Below are 18,103 nucleotides of genomic sequence, written 5' to 3' on the forward strand. Positions count from 1 at the left end.
ATTCGGAGATTAAACATGACAGAATTTACGCAGCGCAGATCAAGGCGGCGCGGGGGCGGGCGTGAAGCACGTGCAGCAGTACGAACCAGCAACGCCGCCTCGCAGGCAATCTGGCCCGGTATCCCGGGTGGTCGGTATAAGCCACTGTCAGACGCCGATATGGTGCGCATTCACGAAGCCGCGCTCAACATTCTGGAACGGACTGGGGTAGGGGACCCCACGCAAGAAGTTCTTGATCTCGTGTTGCCCAAGGGGGCGACGGTGAACGAGCACGGCAGGCTGTGCTTTCCTCGGGCGTTAATGGAAGATCTGTTGGCCAAGGCGGCCAGCGAATTCTATGTCCACGCACGCGGTTCACGAGCCGGCAAGGACGACATGCATTGCACCAAGGACAAAGTGTACTACGCAAATTCCGGTACGGCAGTGACCACGTTCGACGCGCAAACGCGCAGTTACCGACCGTCAACACTAAAAGACATCTACGATTTCACACGTCTGGTAGACCGGCTCGACAACATTCACATGACCGGCGACACGGTTCTGGCAACGGATGTCCCGCAGGATTACGAGCATGACATGAGCATGCTCTACGCCATTCTGGCGGGTAGCGAGAAACCATCCTGTCTGACGTTCCGCACGCGCGAGCACATTAAAGACGCGATCCATCTGTTCGATTTGGCGTCGGGCGGTGAGGGTAAATTCCTCGAGAAACCCTCGGTCATCTTCGGTGGCTGCCCTGTCGTTTCACCGCTCCGTTTCGGGCGAGAAAATCTGGAAATCCTGATTGATACAGCGAGGATGGGCCTTGTCTGCGATCTGGCTGTTCCGCCGCAAGCCGGGGCTACCTCTCCTGCGCCGTTGGCCGGTACGTTGGCGCAGGCGGTGGCCGAGACCCTGTCATGTGTCGCCATTGCCAATTTGATCAATCCGGGAACCCCGGTGGTCTTTGCGGCTTGGCCATTTATCACCGACCTGCGTACCGGCTCGTTCACGGGCGGCAGCGGCGAACAGGCGTTGATTTCGGCTGCGGCCATCCAGATGGGCAATTTCTACAATCTGCCGACCAGCGTCGGATGTGGTATGACGGATTCCAAGATACCCGACGCGCAATATGGTTTGGAAAAGGCGCTGACCTTTGCGTTGGCGGCCCATGCCGGAGCTAACCGGCTCTGCGAGTTTGGTGGAATGCTTGGCAGCCTGATGGGCTGTAGCTTTGAGTCAATGGTCATCGACAACGAGGCTGCGGGCATGATCTCGCGAACGCTCCGGGGTATTGAGGTGAGCGACGACACGCTTTCGGTCGACGTCATCCATGAATGTGCTATCGACCCCGGACATTTCCTCGGGAATCCTCAAACCTTGCAGTACATGGAAACCGAGTATGTCTACCCGACACTGATGGACCGAGAGTTGACCGACACCTGGGAGAAAGCCGGTCGTCAGGACATGTTCGAACGGAGCCGATCCGTTGTGGATGACATTCTGTCCAATCACTACCCGAACTACTTTGGCAGCAAGGTGGACGAAGAGGTTCGGTCCAGATTCCCGATCAAATTGCCCCCCGAGGCAATGCGCGCTGGGTAAGCGCCGCGGAGCGTAGGGCAGGCTTCGTAACGTAAAAAGTTGCGAAGCCGCGCCGAGGTTGTACCTAAGATCTAAACGCGCCCTGGCGCGCAAGGTCGTCGGTCGCCAGCCGGATGCCTTTTTCAAGGATGTCAAACATCTGGTTCAACTCACCTTCCGTGATAATCAGAGGCGGCGAAAACACGCACATATTGATGATGGGCCGCAGGATCAGCCCGTTCTCCTGACAATGCAGGTCAATCAATGCGCCAACGGATTTATCCAGGTCCAATAGGTTCTCAGCCTCGGCGTCCGCAACGCACTCAACGCAGCCAACGAGGCCCATGCCTCGGGCATCGCCGACCAGCGGCAAGTCTGCCAGAGCCTGAAGACGCTCTTCGAACAAGGGCGTGATCGCGCGGACATGTTCCAGAATGCCGTCGCGCTCCATGATTTCGATTGTTTTCAAACCTGCCGCTGCGCTCACAGGATGGCCTGAATACGTGAAGCCGTTTGAAAAAGTAGCGTTCCGCCCGTTGTTTCCGCTCACATCTGCAATCAGTCGATCAGAGATGATACAGGCCCCCATAGGTATATACCCGGACGTCATGCCTTTGGCGCAAGTGATTATGTCAGGCTGAATTCCAAAGACGTCTTCGGACGCAAACCAATGTCCTAGCCGCCCAAATCCGGTTACGACCTCGTCTGAAATATACAGGACATCGTATTTCCGGCAGATTTCCAAACAGCGTTGATGATAACCCTGCGGAGGCACAATGACACCACCTGAGCACAGTATAGGTTCAGCGATGAAGGCAGCGACCTTGTCTGCTCCGGTCTGCAGGATCATGTTTTCCAGATCCGCTATTTTTTCGTCCAGAAAGTCGTCGACAGTCTGATCGCAGCGACGCGTATGCGGATTCACATTCGGCAGGAAACGCGTCAGGTGACTTGCCTGATCCAACCACCCCTTGTCACGTTCCTTTCCAGATACCGAGGCGGCCAGGTACGTCGATCCGTGATAGGCCTTCTGCCGCGAGATCACGATCTTCTTTTCGGGATTCCCCAGCAGGTTGTTTCGGAATTGGACGAAGCGAAGCGCGCTGTCCACCGCTGTCGACCCACCGGTTGTAAAAAACACATGGTTCAGGTCACCCGGGGTTCTCTTGGCAATCTCATGTGCCAACCGGGCCGGGGCCGAGTTGGCATTATTGAAGGGCGAAAAATACGCCATTTCTTTCGCCTGCCGGGCCATTGCGTCGGCAATCTCGGTGTTTCCATAGCCCAGTTGAACGCACCACATGCCGGCAGGCCCGTCTATCAGGCGCTTTCCGTCCTCTGTCACGACGTGGATACCAAGACCGCTTTCGGCAAAGGTTCGGTCATTTTGACCCAGATATGCCATGCCCTCCCACGGGTGCAGAAAGTTCTCGTTGTCCCAATTGCGTATGGATTGAAAGTCGGAGTTCGAAAGGGTCATAGGGCACCGTGATGTAACACATATCACAAAATGAACAATCATTCATTCAAAGTCAATCCTTGAACCCCCGCTCTTTAAAATGCGAGAAGATCAAGATAGAGCACCCCAGCGAAGGACAAGCAAAATTACTCTCGAGCCCGATACTCCGACCAACGCCCGGGAGCTCAGCAGGTTGCAGAACCGAAATCAGCTGATCCACGCGGCTGCAGAAGCTATCCATATATTCGGAATACGCGGAACAACCACGGCAAGAATTCAAGAGTTGTCGGGATTGTCGAGAGGGATGGTGAACCTGCACTTTGGTTCCAAAGAGATGCTGTTGCTTGCGGTGGCTGAGGAACTCTCAGCCCGCTATGCCGGGCAGTGGAAGGCAATCTCAAACGATCCAGAGTTAAGCCCTGCAGAAAAGTTGATTTCCATCGTAGAAGCAGATTTCGACCCCTTGGTCCTTAATGCGAGAGACGTTGCGATATGGTTTTCTTTTAGGGCCGAAGCACTCTCGAACCCACACATATTTCCCTTCATCGACTCTCGAGACAATCGATTCCGGGCGGTAATTCTGAAGCTGTTAGAACAAATAAAGAGCGACGGTGATTACGAGGATGTAGACACCAAACTTGCAACAGATGCATTGATTGCTTTGCTGGAAGGGCTCTGGACCGACTTCCATTTGCATTCGGATACCTTCAAATCCGAAGATGCATTGAAGATCTGCCTGTTTGTCCTGCAGTCAATGTTTCCCAAGCACTTTGTGACACAGTCGTTTCACATGTGACCGCGACTGAAAAGATCGGGAGCGGACAACGGTTAATCACAAACCAGTTCGGGTTTCGCGGTTCAATCGGCGCAGGTCGTTTATCATTGCTTTGGCCAGAGAGATGCACATGAGCAGCAAGACGACACTGAACGGCAGTGCGCCGATTATCATGGAATTGGTCAAAGCCTCTAACCCGCCGCCGCCCGCGATAAGCAAAGTTCCAATGACAAGAGTCAGAAGAACGCCCCAGATGATGCGATGAAGCAAACCGGTCACTTCAGACCCTCCGGACATGATCGTGTTCATCACAAGGATGCCAGAGTCGGCGGATGTAACAAGGAATGTCATAGTTAACAGAACACACATGACGCTCACTACCGTGAGCAAGTCACCCGATATCATTTCCCCTAAGGTGACGAACAGTGTTGCCGTTGTTGATGCGGCAAGGATCGATCCATTGGCATCTCCATTCAATTCCAAATCAATGGCGGCCCCGCCCAGAATGGCCATCCAGGCGAAACAAACGAGGGACGGGGCAATGACCGCTCCAAGAATAAACTCGCGTACGGTTCGCCCTCTGGAGATACGCGCTAGAAAAAGGCCGACAAAGGGTGAAAACGCGATCCACCATGCCCAATAGAATGTAGTCCACCCGGCCTGCCATCCGAACAACCTGCCTCGTGTGCCCGCGTCGTAAGCTGCGGTCTTGGTTGCATCGGGAAGGCCGGCGGTATCGTTACTCAAACCTTCAAGAAAGGCTGCTTTTGTTCCCCAAGGATCAGTTGCACCTGTGAAGAGCTCTCCGACGTAGGGGGCCGCCTCAGCCGGTAAAACTGATGCAAACTCGACTTCGGAAATCGGGCGAAATGTTTGGAAACTAAGGGGGATGAAGTTTTTTATGTAGTCAACCAGCGCCGTAGCATAGGTCGTCGACGCAAAAGCGAATGAGCCATAAACAATGAAAACTGCCAGCAAAACCAGTGAAAATAGAAGATTAATATTGGACAAGTATTTGACACCGCGCCCAACGCCAGAGACTGCAGAAAGTGTCGACATCAACATGACAACTACTAACGCCGAAATCAGGCCGGTGGTCGACGGTTTCTTTGTGGTTGTCGCATTCTCCACAAGCCAATTCGCACCGGTAATCAGAAACGCACCATCCACCAATTGAGAAACGCCATATCCGATTGTTACCGCCACGCCGAGTATCGTCGCCACGACCCCGAGTATATCGATTGCATGACCTGCAACACCGTTTGAGTATTCGCCCAGTAACGGGGTCAGCGCAGTGCGTATCGTAAGCGGCATGCCTCTGGTAAATGCGTAATAGGCAAGGCTCAGACCGGTGACGACGTATATTGCCCAGGCGTGAAAGCCAGTGTGCAAAAACGTATAGCGATAAGCTCCTTCAACCGCCTCCTCGCTCTTGGGTGTGACTTCCCCGGAAACGGTCAATGGATTGGTTTCCCAAAGGCCAAGTGGTTCAGCGGTTGCATAGACCATGAGACCCACGCCAAGCCCCGCTCCAAACATCATTGAAAACCAGGAGAAGTTCGAAAATTCGGGTTTCTCATCTTCTGCGCCCAGCCGCATTCGTCCGGTTGAAGGAATGAGCGCGATAAGAAACAGGAAGATTACAAACAATCCAACGGAAAGGTTGTAGAAGGTATTGAACTCGGCCAACAACCCTGACTTCCAAGATCGCAGTGTATCGTTCGCAGATAGAGGCCACACCAGTGCCCAGAGGATCAGCAGGGAAACCGAAAATTTGCTCACCACCGCAATCGGCAGATTGTATCCTTTGTAAAACCCAGTCCGCTGAGTTTTTATTTTGAGGTCTGTGAAGGGATCCTCAAGCGCCATATTATCCCGGTCTTACAAAGATAGACTGCCTTGCGCGCCTCGCTGCCAGTCGTCAGCATTCGCGAGGACGTTTACGATGCTTTTAGCATCCAAAGAATAGACATGAACTGCAACATTTTTCCACTGCACTGCCTTTGATACGCCGGATGAACCAAATAAGTTTCTGAATGTTTGGCGGTTGGATGTTGCCCGAAACAAGTGGAGTTTGGCTGCCTCAAAGGCGTCGAAATTCTGCCTATGTGTCTGTCACAACCTGAGAGCACAGAGCCCTAAGCGCATTCCTTTATGCCGAGCCCTATCAGGTGCTCTCCGGAAACAAACAAAAGCTCATCCGGTCCCACAAATCTCGCTTTGGACATAAACCAGCTTCGTATCGGATGAGGGTAGTACTGGGAAAGAGACGCGCTTTGTCTGTCGAATTCATCGACCGTCATTTTGGCCCGTTTGAAACGGTGGGGGCCATGGAAGCCAAACATTGTTTCGGGTGAGATGCAGACATCATCCGCGCCCAGCAACATGGTGCAGCTGGAATGGCAATACTCTCCGATGATTTGGAACTGCGCGTTGGTCTTGTTGGCAATTTCAATCTGCACCATGCGGTCCACAATGCGACCGCCGGGATCATCGACAACCTGTATCTCTTTCGATGCCGCCGGCACACTCATCAGGAAGAGCGCTGCCAACGCTGCTATAGTGCCTCTCATCCGCCCGCCTGCTCAAAGGGTGGAGTTTTTTGGTTTTCAGGCCATTTAACAGAAAAATTGAGACACAGAAAGATACGCCAGAGACGAGCAAAAAACCTGTGGGAACAAAACCTCACCCGGCGGATAGGAAAAGCGCGCAGCCCGATTGCGCGCTCTGAACAGGCCTCTTAAGCTCGCTTCTCGCCGATTGTTGCGACACCCAGAACGGATAGCACTTTGGCTTCGATCTGCTCGGCATTCAGGCCTGCGACCGCATACATATCGGCCGGGCTGGCCTGATCGATAAACGTGTCAGGCAGCACCATCGAGCGGTACTTCAGCCCGTGATCAAACACGCCTTCATCCGCCAACAGTTGGGCAACATGGCTGCCGAATCCACCAACTGCGCCTTCTTCGATCGTGATCAGGGCTTCGTGGTTGGCCGCTAGGTCCAAAATCAGGTCGCGATCCAGCGGTTTGGCAAAACGGGCGTCCGCGATGGTGGGGGTGATGCCCCGCGCAGACAGAGCTTCGGCCGCTTTCTGAACTTCGGCCAGCCGTGTTCCAAAGGACAGCAGCGCGACGCGTGCGCCTTTCTGGATGACCCGTCCTTTGCCGATCTCCAGAACCTCACCGCGCTCGGGCAGGTCGACGCCGACGCCCTCGCCTCGTGGATAGCGGAAGGCAATCGGGCCGTCGTTATGCGCGGCGGCTGTGGCCACCATGTGCACCAGTTCGGCTTCGTCCGCAGCGGCCATGACGACCATGCCCGGAAGGTTGGCCAGATAGGCGATGTCAAACGATCCCGCATGGGTCGCGCCGTCTGCGCCAACCAGACCCGCGCGGTCGATGGCGAACCGCACCGGCAGGCGTTGAATGGCCACGTCATGTACGACCTGATCGTAGCCACGCTGCAGGAAGGTGGAATACATCGCACAGAAAGGTTTCATCCCACCGGCTGCCAGAGCCGCGGCGAAGGTCACACCGTGCTGCTCGGCAATCGCCACGTCAAAACAGCGAGATGGATAGCGGTCGGCAAACAGGTTCAGCCCGGTTCCGTCCGGCATGGCGGCCGTCACGGCAACAATCTTGTCATCCCGCGCGGCTTCTTCGACCAGTGTTTTACCAAAGACCGAGGTGTAAGAGGGCGCATTTGACGGTGCCTTCTTTTGCTCACCGGTAACAACGTCGAACTTCGCCGTAGCATGGCCCTTGTCGCGGGCCTGCTCGGCGGGTCCGTAGCCTTTGCCCTTCTTCGTCAGCACATGGATCAGGATGGGTCCGGTCGCCCGCGCCTTGACCGTGCGCAGAACCGGCAGCAGCTGATCCATGTCGTGGCCGTCGATAGGCCCAATGTAAGAGAACCCAAGCTCTTCAAAGAACGTCCCGCCCATCGCCATGCCCTTGAGCATTTCCTTGGCGCGCTTGGCCCCCTCGCGGAAGGGCTCCGGTAGCAATGAAACCGCGCCCTTGGCAGCGGCTTTCAGATCGTGGAACGGTGCCTCGGTGTAAAGCCGGGACAGATAGCTGGACAACGCGCCAACCGGCGGAGCAATGCTCATTTCGTTGTCGTTCAGGATGACGATCAGGCGCTTTTTGAGGTGGCCGGCGTTGTTCATCGCCTCAAAGGCCATACCGGCGGACATCGAACCGTCGCCGATTACAGCAATCGCATCGCCCAATCCTTCGGGCGTGACGCCACCCAGATCGCGCGCGACCGCAAACCCCAACGCAGCGCTGATCGAGGTCGAGCTATGCGCCGCGCCAAACGGGTCATAGGGGCTTTCGCTGCGCTTGGTGAAGCCGCTTAGCCCTTCTTTCATCCGCAGGGTGCGGATGCGATCCCGCCGCTCGGTCAGGATTTTGTGCGGATAGCACTGATGGCCAACGTCCCAGATGATCTTGTCGCGTGGCGTGTCGAATACCGCATGCAGCGCAGTGGTCAGTTCGACCACACCCAGACCTGCGCCCAGATGCCCGCCAGTGACAGACACGGCCGAGATCGTCTCTGACCGCAATTCCTGTGCCACCTGATGCAATTGCGCGTCCGAAAACTGCTTGAGGTCCGCAGGGCGGCTCACAAGGTCCAGCAGGGGTGTGTTCGGGCGGTCAGACATTTGGCGTTCCTGGCTTAGCTGTCCCGGGCAATAACGAAGCGAGCCGCGTCCTTCAAGGTTTCAGCCCCGGAACCGTATCCATCCAGCGCCGCACAGGCCTGATCCACCAGATCAGCGGCGCGGGATTTTGCGGCGTTCAGACCCAAAAGCGAAACAAACGTGGCCTTGCCGGCCTCGGCATCCTTTTGCAGTCGTTTACCGGCCTTCTCGGCATCACCTTCAACATCCAAAATGTCATCAGCGATTTGAAAAGCAAGTCCAAGCGCTTGGGCATATTGGCGCAAGGGTTCAGGGTCGGCCTGCGCCAGACGGGCCCCTGCGCAGGCTGACCATTCGATCAGCGCGCCGGTTTTGCCGGCCTGCAGCTTGGTGATCTGCTCAAGCGTCAGTGGATCAGGTGCCGTCTCGGCCGCAATGTCCAGCGCCTGGCCCAATACCATCCCCTGTGCTCCGCCGGCTTTGGCCAGTGTTAGAGCCAAATCGGCGCGAACGTCGGCATTTCCAACTTCTGGTCGGGTGCACAGTTCAAATGCCAGTGTCTGCAGGGCATCACCGGCCAGAACTGCAGTGCCGTCATCCCACTTCACATGCACCGTCGGGCGTCCGCGTCGCAGATCGTCGTCATCCATGCAGGGCAGGTCGTCATGAACCAGCGAATAGGCATGCAAGGCTTCGATCCCTGTTGCAGGCCAGATCGCTTGCGCGGCGTCGACGCCATGCATCCGGGCGCTTTCCAGCACCAGAAAGCCGCGCAACCGCTTGCCGCCTTCGGTGGCATAGGCCATCGCCTGGGTCACATCCAGATCGTCCAGCGCGCTCAGGACCAGATCGAACTGAGCCTGAATCCGCGCGGCGTCCTGCGCCAGAACTTCCTTGAACATTTACTGACCTTCGACAGGGGTCGTCCCGGTTGGCTGTCCATTAGCGTCCAAAGTGATCGCCGCCACTTTTTCCTCGGCCCGCTTCAGTTCGTCTTCGCAGCGTTTCTTCAACGCGGCACCGCGCTCATACAGGGCAATGGACTGATCCAGAGCCACGTCACCACGCTCCAACTGGCCGACAACGGCCTCAAGCTCTTTCATCGCTTGTTCGAATGTCATCTGATCAACTGGAGTATCGGTCATCGGGCTGCCTTCATCAGTTCTTCCACATGGGCGCGAGTGGCCTCGGCAAGTGCGTTCAGATCATACCCACCTTCCAAAGTCGAGACGATACGGCCTTCACACAGCTCGTCGGCGATTTTGCACAGCTCGGCGGTGATCCAAGCAAAATCGCCTGTGGACCAGTTCAGATTGGCCAGCGGATCGTCCTGATGCGCGTCAAAGCCTGCCGAGATGATGATCAGTTCCGGCTTGAACGCGCGTAGGCGCGGGAAGGCCTGCGCCTCATATGCGGCGCGCATCTCGGCCCCGCCCGAACCGGGGGTAAGCGGGATGTTCAAAACGGTGTCATAAGCACCGGTCTCATCCGGACGACCCGATCCGGGCCATAGCGGCATCTGCTGGCTGGTAACCACCAGAGCGCGGGCTTCGTCCCACAGCAAATCCTGCGTGCCATTTCCGTGGTGCACGTCGAAATCCACGACGGCCACGCGGTTCAAGCCGTGATGATCCAGCGCGTGTTTGGCGGCCAGCGCCGCATTGCCGAACAGGCAGAACCCCATTGCTGTTTCCGTTTCGGCATGGTGCCCAGGTGGGCGAATGGCGCAAAAGGCGTTCGGGGCCTCGCCGCCCAAAACCATATCCACCGCGCGCACAACTGCTCCGGCGGCGCGATAAGCCGCATCGACCGAACCCGGCGACATGAACGTGTCACCGTCAATCTGCGTAAAACCGTCCGACGGCCGGTTGTCACGGATATCCCGGATGTGGCTTTCGGGGTGGACGCGCAGCAGATCGTCATCTGCGGCCAAAGGGGCCGTTATACGGGCAATGTCCAGCCCTTCCAGCGCGTGAAGGATGTGTTCCAACCGCGCTACCCGTTCGGGGTGTCCGTCAGGCGTCACGTGGCCAAGGCAATCGGCGTGGGTCAAAAGGGCGGTCTTCATCGTGATCCCCAGTTCATCTTGCTAAAAATACCTTCGCCGAAAGCGCGAAAACGCCGCGTAGCGGCAGGCTTAATCCGGCGCCAACATATATCCGGCCCCGCGAACAGTCTGCAAATAGCGCGGCTGCTTGGGGTCCTGTTCGATCTTGCGGCGCAGACGCGTGATCTGAACGTCTACCGCGCGCTCCTGCGCCTGACCCTTGTCGCGACCCAGATCCTCGACCAGTTTGGCCCGGCTGATCGGCTCGCCGGGTTGGGCCGAGAAAATCTTCATCAACTGGCTTTCCGTCGCCGTCAGGCGAACCGGTTCCTCGCCCTGCCACATCTCGCCACGCTCGATGTCGTACCGGATCGGACCGAGATGCAAAATTTTTGCAGCCGTATCCTGCGCCGGAGTTTCTGGCATCCGCCGCAGGATCGCGTTGATCCGCAACAACAGCTCTTTCGGCTCGAACGGCTTGGCCAGGTAGTCATCGGCACCGGCCTCAAGCCCGGCAATGCGGTGCTCGGTCTCACCGCGCGCGGTTAGCAGCAGGATCGGTGTGGCATGGGTCTCGCGCAGGGCTTTGGTCAGGCTGACACCATCTTCGCCCGGCATCATCACGTCCAGAACGATCATGTCGAAATCCAGCCCGGACAACACCCGTCGCGCATGAGCAGCATCCCGCGCGGCCGTCACCAAAAAACCGCTCCGCATCAGGAACTTCTTCAACAGGTCACGAATGCGTTCGTCGTCGTCGACGATCAGCAGGTGGGCGTCCATATCGCTCATGAGGTGGTATCCCGCAATTTCGTATATGCATGACGCATATCAGCATCCATCATCGCTTCAAGCACTTTACGAAACCCTGACACCGCCTCAGGACCCGCCTCTTTATAAGCCGCGCGCATCCGCACGCGCTGGGCCTCAGAGAGTTTGGCTTCAAGCGCCTTGCCTTGTTCCGTCAGAAATAGGTGTCTTTCGCGTTTGTCCACCGATCCGACCCGGCTTTCGACAAGACCATCCTCGATTAGCGTGCGCAAAACACGGTTTAGAGACTGTTTTGTGACGCCGAGAATGGCCAGCAGGTTGTTGACCGTTGTCCCCGGCGCACGGTTGATGAAGTGGATCGCCCGGTGATGCGCCCGACCATAGGCCATCTGTGTCAGGATTCGGTCCGGGTCGGCGGTAAAGCCGCGATAGGCGAAGAACATCGCCTCGATCCCCTGTCGCAACTGCTCGTCGGTCAAAAACAGCAGGCTCTCGCCGCCGAAGACTTGGGCGGGGCGCGTATCCGACATATTATGCCTCATTCGTTACACCGAGCCGAGTTTATGTCAGCGTTATTGACATTCCAAGGGTGGACAGGTATCGAATCTCAGTTTTTGCGCAATAATATGTCCGGTTCGGACTTAAGTCGCGCAACAATCGGAAATTGATCCCGGGTCAGGAGGATTCGTATGGCGGGGTATGATGATCGTGATGGAGTCATCTGGTTGGATGGCAAACTGGTGCCCTGGCGCGAAGCCAATGTGCACATCCTGACCCACGCGATGCACTACGCGTCTTCGGTGTTCGAGGGTGAGCGCGCCTATAACGGCAAGATCTTCAAAAGCCGCGAACATTCCGAGCGTCTGATCGCCTCGGCCGAGGCGCTGGACATGCCGATGCCCTATTCGGTTGATGAGATCGAAGCGGCCAAGGAAGAGGCGCTGAAGGCCAGCGGTCTGCAGGATGCTTATGTCCGTGCGCTGGTCTGGCGCGGGTCCGGGGAAGATATGGGTGTGGCATCGGCCAAGAACCCGGTTCGGATGGCCGTCGCCGTCTGGCCCTGGGGGGCCTATTATGGCGATGCCAAGATGCAGGGCGCCAAGCTGGACATCGCGGAATGGAAACGCCCCAGCCCAGAGACCATCCCGGTTCACGCCAAGGCGGCCGGTCTTTATATGATCTGCACGATTTCGAAGCATAAGGCCGAGGCCAAAGGCTGCTCGGACGCGTTGTTTATGGACTGGCGCGGCTACGTGGCCGAGGCCACCGGGGCCAATGTGTTCTTTGTAAAAGATGGCGAGGTCCATACGCCTCTGGCCGACTGCTTCCTGAACGGCATCACGCGTCAGACAGTGATCCAGATGCTGAAAGACAAGGGCATCACCGTCCATGAGCGCCGCATCAAGCCCGAGGAAATGGCCGATTTCGAACAATGCTGGCTGACCGGCACGGCGGCTGAGGTCACTCCGGTGGGTCAGATCGGCGACTACACGTTCGAGGTCGGAGACCTTACGCGCGAGATCGCCGCAGATTACGAGGCTCTGGTCCGCGTCTGATCGCATCCAAAAACGTAAACCAGAACCCTCGCGTATTCGCGGGGGTTTTTCTTTGCCGAGCGTTCAAGTTTCTGTGCAGATCGTTCAGGTGACTGGACGACTGCGCAATCGCGTATACGTTACGACCATGTTGGACCTGCTCAGCGATATTCTCACCCGCCTGTCCCTGCGCGGGACATTCTACTTCCGAACCTCGTTCACGCCGCCCTTTGGCATTCAGGTGCCAGCGTTACAGAACGTCGCCCGGTTTCACTTTGTGCAGCGTGGGGAATTGAAAGTACATGTCTCTAACACAGGCGAAACGCTGCGTTTGAAGCAGGGCGACCTGATCCTGATTCCTCACGGCACCGCCCATGCGTTGCTGTGTAATGAGGTCAAACCGCTGGATGCGTTGCCGCTGGAGCAAGTGCTGGAAGATGCCGGGTATCAGGGTGATGGCGTCCTGATATATGGCGGCGAGGACAAAAGCCGCGACACCCAGCTGATCTGCGGCCATTTCTCGTTCACCGGTCCGCCCGGACGGCAAGGCACCGGGCATATGCTGATCGACCGACTGCCCCCATACATCCTGATCGAAAACTACGGCGAAGAAGCGGGGTCGTGGATTGAGGCCACACTGCGCATGATCGGGTCCGAGATCAACGGCGCACGGATTGGAGGCGACCTGATTGCCCTGAAGCTGTCCGAAGTGCTGTTTGCCCAGGCCATTCGCGCGCATCTAGAACATCAAAGCCCCAGCGACACCGCTTTGGCCGGGTTCGCTGATCCACGAATCTCACGCGCGTTGACCGCCTTTCACAAGGCTCCGGCTGAAAATTGGAGTGTTGAGACACTGGCGCGCGAGGCCGGGATGTCGCGCACTGCTTTTGCACAACTGTTCGCCGAGAAGATGGGGACGACACCGATTCAGTATCTGACCGATTGGCGAATGCAGATTGCCTGCCATGGTCTGACGGAAAGCCGCTGGAACGTCGCCGATGCAGCCGCTGAGGTTGGATACGCGTCCGAGGCAGCGTTTTCACGGGTGTTCAAGAAACAGATCGGCCTGTCGCCGGCCGCTTATCGATCAATGCACTGATCCAACCCGGTTCTGAACGATCTGCAATTTTTTGCGGACGATGCGGAGTTAAACGTTCGGGCTCTCCGACCTAGCTTGAGGCTATGCCAAGCAAGGAAAGGAAATTTAAATGTCCGTTCGTTTCGTTACCCGCTCTGTTCACGCCTATCTGGACTACCCCGTTGCCCTGGCCCTGATGGGGCTACCCTTTGTGCTGGGCTTGGGGCAGTCCAACCCGATAGCCTTGTGGCTGTCCGTCGCTACAGGGGTAGCCGCCTTTGTGCTTACGGTCCTGACAGACCATCACTTGGGGATCTGGAGGGTTCTGCCCTACAAGTTTCACCTGGCGGTCGATCTGCTGGTCGGCGTTGTTTTTCTGGCCGCGCCCAGCCTGTTTGGGTTCTCGGGGTTGGACGCGATATATTACTGGCTGAATGGCGTGGCGGTCGTGGCCGTTATTTCGCTCAGTGCGCCGGAAGAGGGCGTGACAGCCTAAGCCATCCGGTGTCACAAATTCATCGTGATAGTTTCAAGAATCTGAGCCGCTTGTTTTACAAACAGGCGGCTCACTGCCGCTCACCAATCGCGTGACCCCGATGGGTCGCAAGTCAGGAGAGCTTTAATGACACGAATCCTTCGCCCCAACCGCCGTGCCTTTCTGGCCGGCAGCACCGCATTTGCCGCGTCTTTGTCGATGCCTGCGATCAGCCGAGCATCGTCGCGCCCGGTGTTCACCCACGGTGTCCAGTCGGGCGATGTGGATATCACTTCGGGTATGATCTGGACCCGAACAGACCGCCCCGCCCGCGTGACGATGGAGGTGGCGACAACCGAAAGCTTTGCCGATGCCCGCAAGCTGGCTCCGCTGGACGCAATCCCGAACAGCGATTTCGCCGTAAAGCGGCTTGTTGACGGGCTGCCATCCGATCAGGACATATTCTACCGGTTCGTGGCCGCCGATCTGAGCGATATCAACGTCACATCAGACCCTATTGTAGGTCAGTTCCGCACTGCACCGACCTCGCGTCGCAATATCCGCTTTGCCTGGTCGGGTGACACGGCCGGTCAGGGCTGGGGCATTGATGACGAGGGTATGCGCACTTACGCCACAATGGCGCAGCATAAGCCGGACTTTTTCATCCACTCTGGCGACACGGTCTATGCAGATGGTCCGATGAAGGACGAGGTCGAAAAAGACGGGCAGGTGATCTGGAAAAACACCACTCTGATTGACGAGAAACGCAAAGTGGCCGAAACGCTGGACGAATTCCGCGCCCAGTGGAAATACAACATGATGGATGAGCATGTGCGCGCGATGAACGCCGGCTGCCCGACCTTCTTCCAGTGGGACGACCATGAGGTCGTCAACAACTGGTCGGACGCCAAGGATCTGATCTCGGATGACCGTTACACCGAGAAATCGGTGCATGTGCTGCAATCCCGTGCCGGCCGCGCCTTCCATGAGATGACGCCGCTGCGTTTCACACCGGCTGAGCCGGGGCGAGTGTATCGCAAGATCTCGTACGGCCCGATGCTGGACATATTTTTCCTTGATCTGCGCAGCTATCGCGGACCCAACGGGCCGTCCATGGAAGAGGGCATCACTGATCAATCCCGCATTCTTGGGGCCAAGCAGCTGGCATGGCTCAAGCGCGAGCTGGCATCGTCGCAGGCGACATGGAAAGTGATCGCATCGGATATGCCGATTGGACTGATTGTCTGGGACAACTGGAAGGAACAGGCCGGAGCAGAGGCGATCTCGAATGGTGACAGTGGACTGGCTAGGGGGCGTGAGTTGGAGATCGCCGATCTGCTGCAATATATCAAAACAGCCAATGTCACCAATACGGTCTGGTTCACTGCCGATGTGCACTACACAGCTGCGCATTACTATGACCCTAACAAAGCGCAATTTCAGGATTTCGTGCCATTCTGGGAGTTCGTTTCAGGCCCACTGCACGCCGGAACATTCGGTCCGAATGGGCTGGACGGAACGTTCGGCCCCGAGGTGAAATTCATCAAGGCACCGACCGAAGAGCAGGGCGCGAACCTGCCACCAAGCGCTGGTCTGCAGTTCTTTGGTCTGGTCGACATCGACGGAAGGACCCAGCAGATGACCGTGCGCCTGATGGACCGGGCTGATAACGAGCTCTGGTCGATCACTCTGGACCCGCAGACCAAAGCCATCTGATCGTTTTGGTCGATTTCTACGCGCCCCGACAGTTAGGTCGGGGCGTGTCCGTTTTCACTTGAAATTTCCGACAAAAATAATCAGATAATGGCCAGGGCCAGATGTGTTGACATCCAGCACAGGATTTCGAGGCGGTCTGCGGGCTTAGCGCAAATTTGGTGAGGGCGCGCCACCGCCTCGGAAACGACGCAGATAACAGAGGTTGATGATGGGCGATCCGCTCGACGAAATCATGGCGCGACACGAGGCTGCAACCGCGTGCGGATGTTGCTGTGATGACGACTATTGCGCCTATGTCGATACACCCAAAGCCATAGGTCCTGACAAAGAGGATCTGTCGCTACCCCACAGCGCCGCAAGCAGACGCGGGTCGGTTAGGTTTCTCAACGAACATCCGCCGGCATAGCAGCCCCATTTGGGGCTGTTTAGGCTCTGACCTTCAGAAATCCACGCCGCGCTGGGCTTTGATTCCAGCTTGGAATGGGTGTTTCTCTTCGGTCATTTCGGTGACCAGATCGGCATAGTCACGCAACGCCTGCGGGGCGTCTCGCCCGGTCAGGAACACGCTGGTTTTTTCAGAGCGTTCGTTCAGCCCGTCGATCACTTGTTCGATCGACAGGTATTCATAACGCAAGGCGATGTTGATCTCATCCAGCACCACAAGATCGTAGTCGCCGCTGGACATCAGGGCGCGGGCCTTGTCGAAGGCGGCATTTGCGGCGGCGATGTCCCGCTCGCGGTCCTGCGTGTCCCAGGTAAAGCCTTCGCCCATCGTGTGCCAGGTCACCAGATCGCGCTCTTCGAAGAAACGCCGCTCACCGGTTTTCCATTTACCTTTGATGAATTGCACAACGGCGACCTTCTGGCCCCACCCCAGCGCGCGGATCACAACGCCGAACGCGGCCGAGGATTTGCCTTTGCCCTTGCCGGTGTTGATCAGAACAAGCCCGCGTTCCGGATCGACGGCCTCGGACACTTTCTTGCGGTGCTGGGCTTGCACCTTTTGCATCTTTTCCTTGTGATCTTGTGCGTCGCTCATGGGAAACCCTCATCTTTTGTTGGGCACACCCTAGGGGAAGTTCCGCAAAGGTAAAGGTCAGGCTTTGGGATCCGTGACCGCGCGGGCCTTTCCGCGTTCCAACCCCAACTGATGTTCGCGCCAGATCACCACGATGTTGCCTGCGATCACCAGCGCTGCACCGGCCAGCATCACCAGAGTCGGCAACTCGCTGAACCAGACATAGCCAATGATGATGGCAAACAGCATGGATGTGTAGTCATAGGGCGCCAGCATCGAAGCCTGCCCAAAACGATAAGAAGAGGTCACCAGAATTTGGGCAACGCCACCGACCAGACCAGCCAGGATCAAAAAACCAGCTTGCTCCCACGTCGGTAAAACCCAGCCCCAAAAGAAGGTCAGCCCGGACAGAATGGTCGCGGTCATCGAGAAATAGAACACGATAGCGGCTGGATGATCGACCTGCACCAACTGCCGGATATGGATCTGCACAAAGGCGCGGGCGACGGTCGCGCCCAGAATGCACAATGCGCCGATGGTTGCCGCGGCTTCCATGTTGTTGCCGCCCAGTCGAGGCCAAATCATGATCAGAACACCCAACAGGCCGATGGCCACGGCGGCGATTCGGATTGCTCGGATGCGCTCACCCAACATGATTGCTGCCAGGATTAGAGTGAAAATCGGCGTGGCGTATCCAATCGCGGTGGCCTCGGGCAGAGGGATCAGGCCAAGGCCGGTGAAGGTCAGCCCCATCGCGGTGGTCCCCAGCACGCCGCGCCAGAAATGGCCCATGGGTTTGCGCACAACGAATCCCCGCGCCAATTCTCCGCGTGCGATCAGCCAAATCATAATCACTGGAATGGCAAAGAGGGACCGGAAGAACACCATCTCGCCCGGTGGAAAATGATCAGACTGCGCCTTGATTATCGCCGCCATGACCGTGAACAGAAACACCGCGCTCGACTTCAGAGCGACGGCCAATATGGGTCGATGCGATGTTAAGGGTTTTGCCATCGGC

General features: G+C 57.1%; 17 protein-coding genes. 6 read left to right on the top strand and 11 right to left on the bottom strand.

What is annotated here, in order from left to right:
• Positions 1 to 15 precede the first annotated feature (15 nt).
• A complete protein-coding gene (locus ACR0J0_RS14480; RefSeq protein ID WP_480664863.1) occupies positions 16 to 1,584 on the top strand; it encodes a trimethylamine methyltransferase family protein in 1,569 nt (522 codons plus the stop codon).
• Positions 1,585 to 1,648: 64 nt separating this feature from the next.
• Here the strand turns inward: ACR0J0_RS14480 and ACR0J0_RS14485 are convergent, their stop codons facing one another.
• Positions 1,649 to 3,043 carry an aminotransferase gene (locus ACR0J0_RS14485; RefSeq protein WP_480664864.1) on the bottom strand — a complete coding sequence of 465 codons (1,395 nt, stop codon included), beginning with the start codon at positions 3,041 to 3,043 and terminating at the stop codon, positions 1,649 to 1,651.
• A 172-nt stretch (positions 3,044 to 3,215) separates the two neighbouring features.
• Between ACR0J0_RS14485 and ACR0J0_RS14490 the strand changes: the two genes are divergently transcribed.
• A complete protein-coding gene (locus tag ACR0J0_RS14490; RefSeq protein WP_480664865.1) occupies positions 3,216 to 3,818 on the top strand; it encodes a TetR/AcrR family transcriptional regulator in 603 nt (200 codons plus the stop codon).
• 36 nt (positions 3,819 to 3,854) lie between these two features.
• Here ACR0J0_RS14490 and ACR0J0_RS14495 read toward each other — a convergent pair whose 3' ends face one another.
• From ACR0J0_RS14495 to ACR0J0_RS14530, 8 genes are all read right to left on the bottom strand, one after another.
• Positions 3,855 to 5,666, bottom strand: coding sequence for a BCCT family transporter (locus ACR0J0_RS14495; protein WP_480664866.1), 1,812 nt, complete (start codon positions 5,664 to 5,666; stop codon positions 3,855 to 3,857).
• A gap of 269 nt (positions 5,667 to 5,935) precedes the next feature.
• Complete coding sequence (locus tag ACR0J0_RS14500; RefSeq protein ID WP_480664867.1) at positions 5,936 to 6,370, bottom strand: hypothetical protein; 435 nt, start codon at positions 6,368 to 6,370, stop codon at positions 5,936 to 5,938.
• Positions 6,371 to 6,537: 167 nt separating this feature from the next.
• Entirely contained in the window at positions 6,538 to 8,466 is a 1,929-nt protein-coding gene (dxs, locus tag ACR0J0_RS14505) for a 1-deoxy-D-xylulose-5-phosphate synthase (RefSeq protein WP_480664868.1), read from the bottom strand.
• 14 nt (positions 8,467 to 8,480) lie between these two features.
• Positions 8,481 to 9,347: a polyprenyl synthetase family protein gene (locus tag ACR0J0_RS14510; protein ID WP_480664869.1), complete on the bottom strand. Its 867-nt coding sequence runs from the start codon at positions 9,345 to 9,347 to the stop codon at positions 8,481 to 8,483.
• Positions 9,348 to 9,590 (bottom strand): exodeoxyribonuclease VII small subunit, encoded by a 243-nt coding sequence (locus ACR0J0_RS14515; protein WP_058272726.1) that lies wholly within the window; start codon positions 9,588 to 9,590, stop codon positions 9,348 to 9,350. It lies immediately after the preceding gene.
• Positions 9,587 to 10,513, bottom strand: coding sequence for a histone deacetylase family protein (locus tag ACR0J0_RS14520; protein WP_480664870.1), 927 nt, complete (start codon positions 10,511 to 10,513; stop codon positions 9,587 to 9,589). The genes ACR0J0_RS14515 and ACR0J0_RS14520 overlap by 4 nt, the downstream gene beginning before the upstream one ends.
• Before the next feature lie 69 nt (positions 10,514 to 10,582).
• On the bottom strand, positions 10,583 to 11,284 hold the full coding sequence (locus ACR0J0_RS14525; protein ID WP_480664871.1) for a response regulator: 702 nt from the start codon (positions 11,282 to 11,284) through the stop codon (positions 10,583 to 10,585).
• A complete protein-coding gene (locus ACR0J0_RS14530; protein WP_239340233.1) occupies positions 11,281 to 11,793 on the bottom strand; it encodes a MarR family winged helix-turn-helix transcriptional regulator in 513 nt (170 codons plus the stop codon). Before ACR0J0_RS14530 ends, ACR0J0_RS14525 begins: the two co-directional genes overlap by 4 nt.
• Positions 11,794 to 11,952: 159 nt before the next feature.
• Between ACR0J0_RS14530 and ACR0J0_RS14535 the strand changes: the two genes are divergently transcribed.
• From ACR0J0_RS14535 to ACR0J0_RS14550, 4 genes are all read left to right on the top strand, one after another.
• Positions 11,953 to 12,819 (top strand): branched-chain amino acid aminotransferase, encoded by an 867-nt coding sequence (locus ACR0J0_RS14535; protein ID WP_480664872.1) that lies wholly within the window; start codon positions 11,953 to 11,955, stop codon positions 12,817 to 12,819.
• 127 nt (positions 12,820 to 12,946) lie between these two features.
• A complete protein-coding gene (locus tag ACR0J0_RS14540) occupies positions 12,947 to 13,897 on the top strand; it encodes an AraC family transcriptional regulator (protein WP_480665054.1) in 951 nt (316 codons plus the stop codon).
• 109 nt (positions 13,898 to 14,006) lie between these two features.
• The gene (locus ACR0J0_RS14545) at positions 14,007 to 14,372 is read left to right on the top strand and encodes a hypothetical protein (protein ID WP_480664873.1); all 366 of its coding nucleotides are present in this window, start codon (positions 14,007 to 14,009) and stop codon (positions 14,370 to 14,372) included.
• Between the two features lie 126 nt (positions 14,373 to 14,498).
• Entirely contained in the window at positions 14,499 to 16,067 is a 1,569-nt protein-coding gene (locus ACR0J0_RS14550; protein ID WP_480664874.1) for an alkaline phosphatase D family protein, read from the top strand.
• A gap of 439 nt (positions 16,068 to 16,506) precedes the next feature.
• Here ACR0J0_RS14550 and cobO read toward each other — a convergent pair whose 3' ends face one another.
• Together cobO and ACR0J0_RS14560 are read right to left on the bottom strand one after the other, a co-directional pair.
• A complete protein-coding gene (gene cobO / locus ACR0J0_RS14555) occupies positions 16,507 to 17,106 on the bottom strand; it encodes a cob(I)yrinic acid a,c-diamide adenosyltransferase (protein ID WP_480664875.1) in 600 nt (199 codons plus the stop codon).
• Between the two features lie 57 nt (positions 17,107 to 17,163).
• Complete coding sequence (locus tag ACR0J0_RS14560) at positions 17,164 to 18,099, bottom strand: DMT family transporter (RefSeq protein WP_480664876.1); 936 nt, start codon at positions 18,097 to 18,099, stop codon at positions 17,164 to 17,166.
• Positions 18,100 to 18,103 lie beyond the last annotated feature (4 nt).

The sequence above is a fragment of the Ruegeria sp. BF12 genome (genome assembly GCF_056538705.1).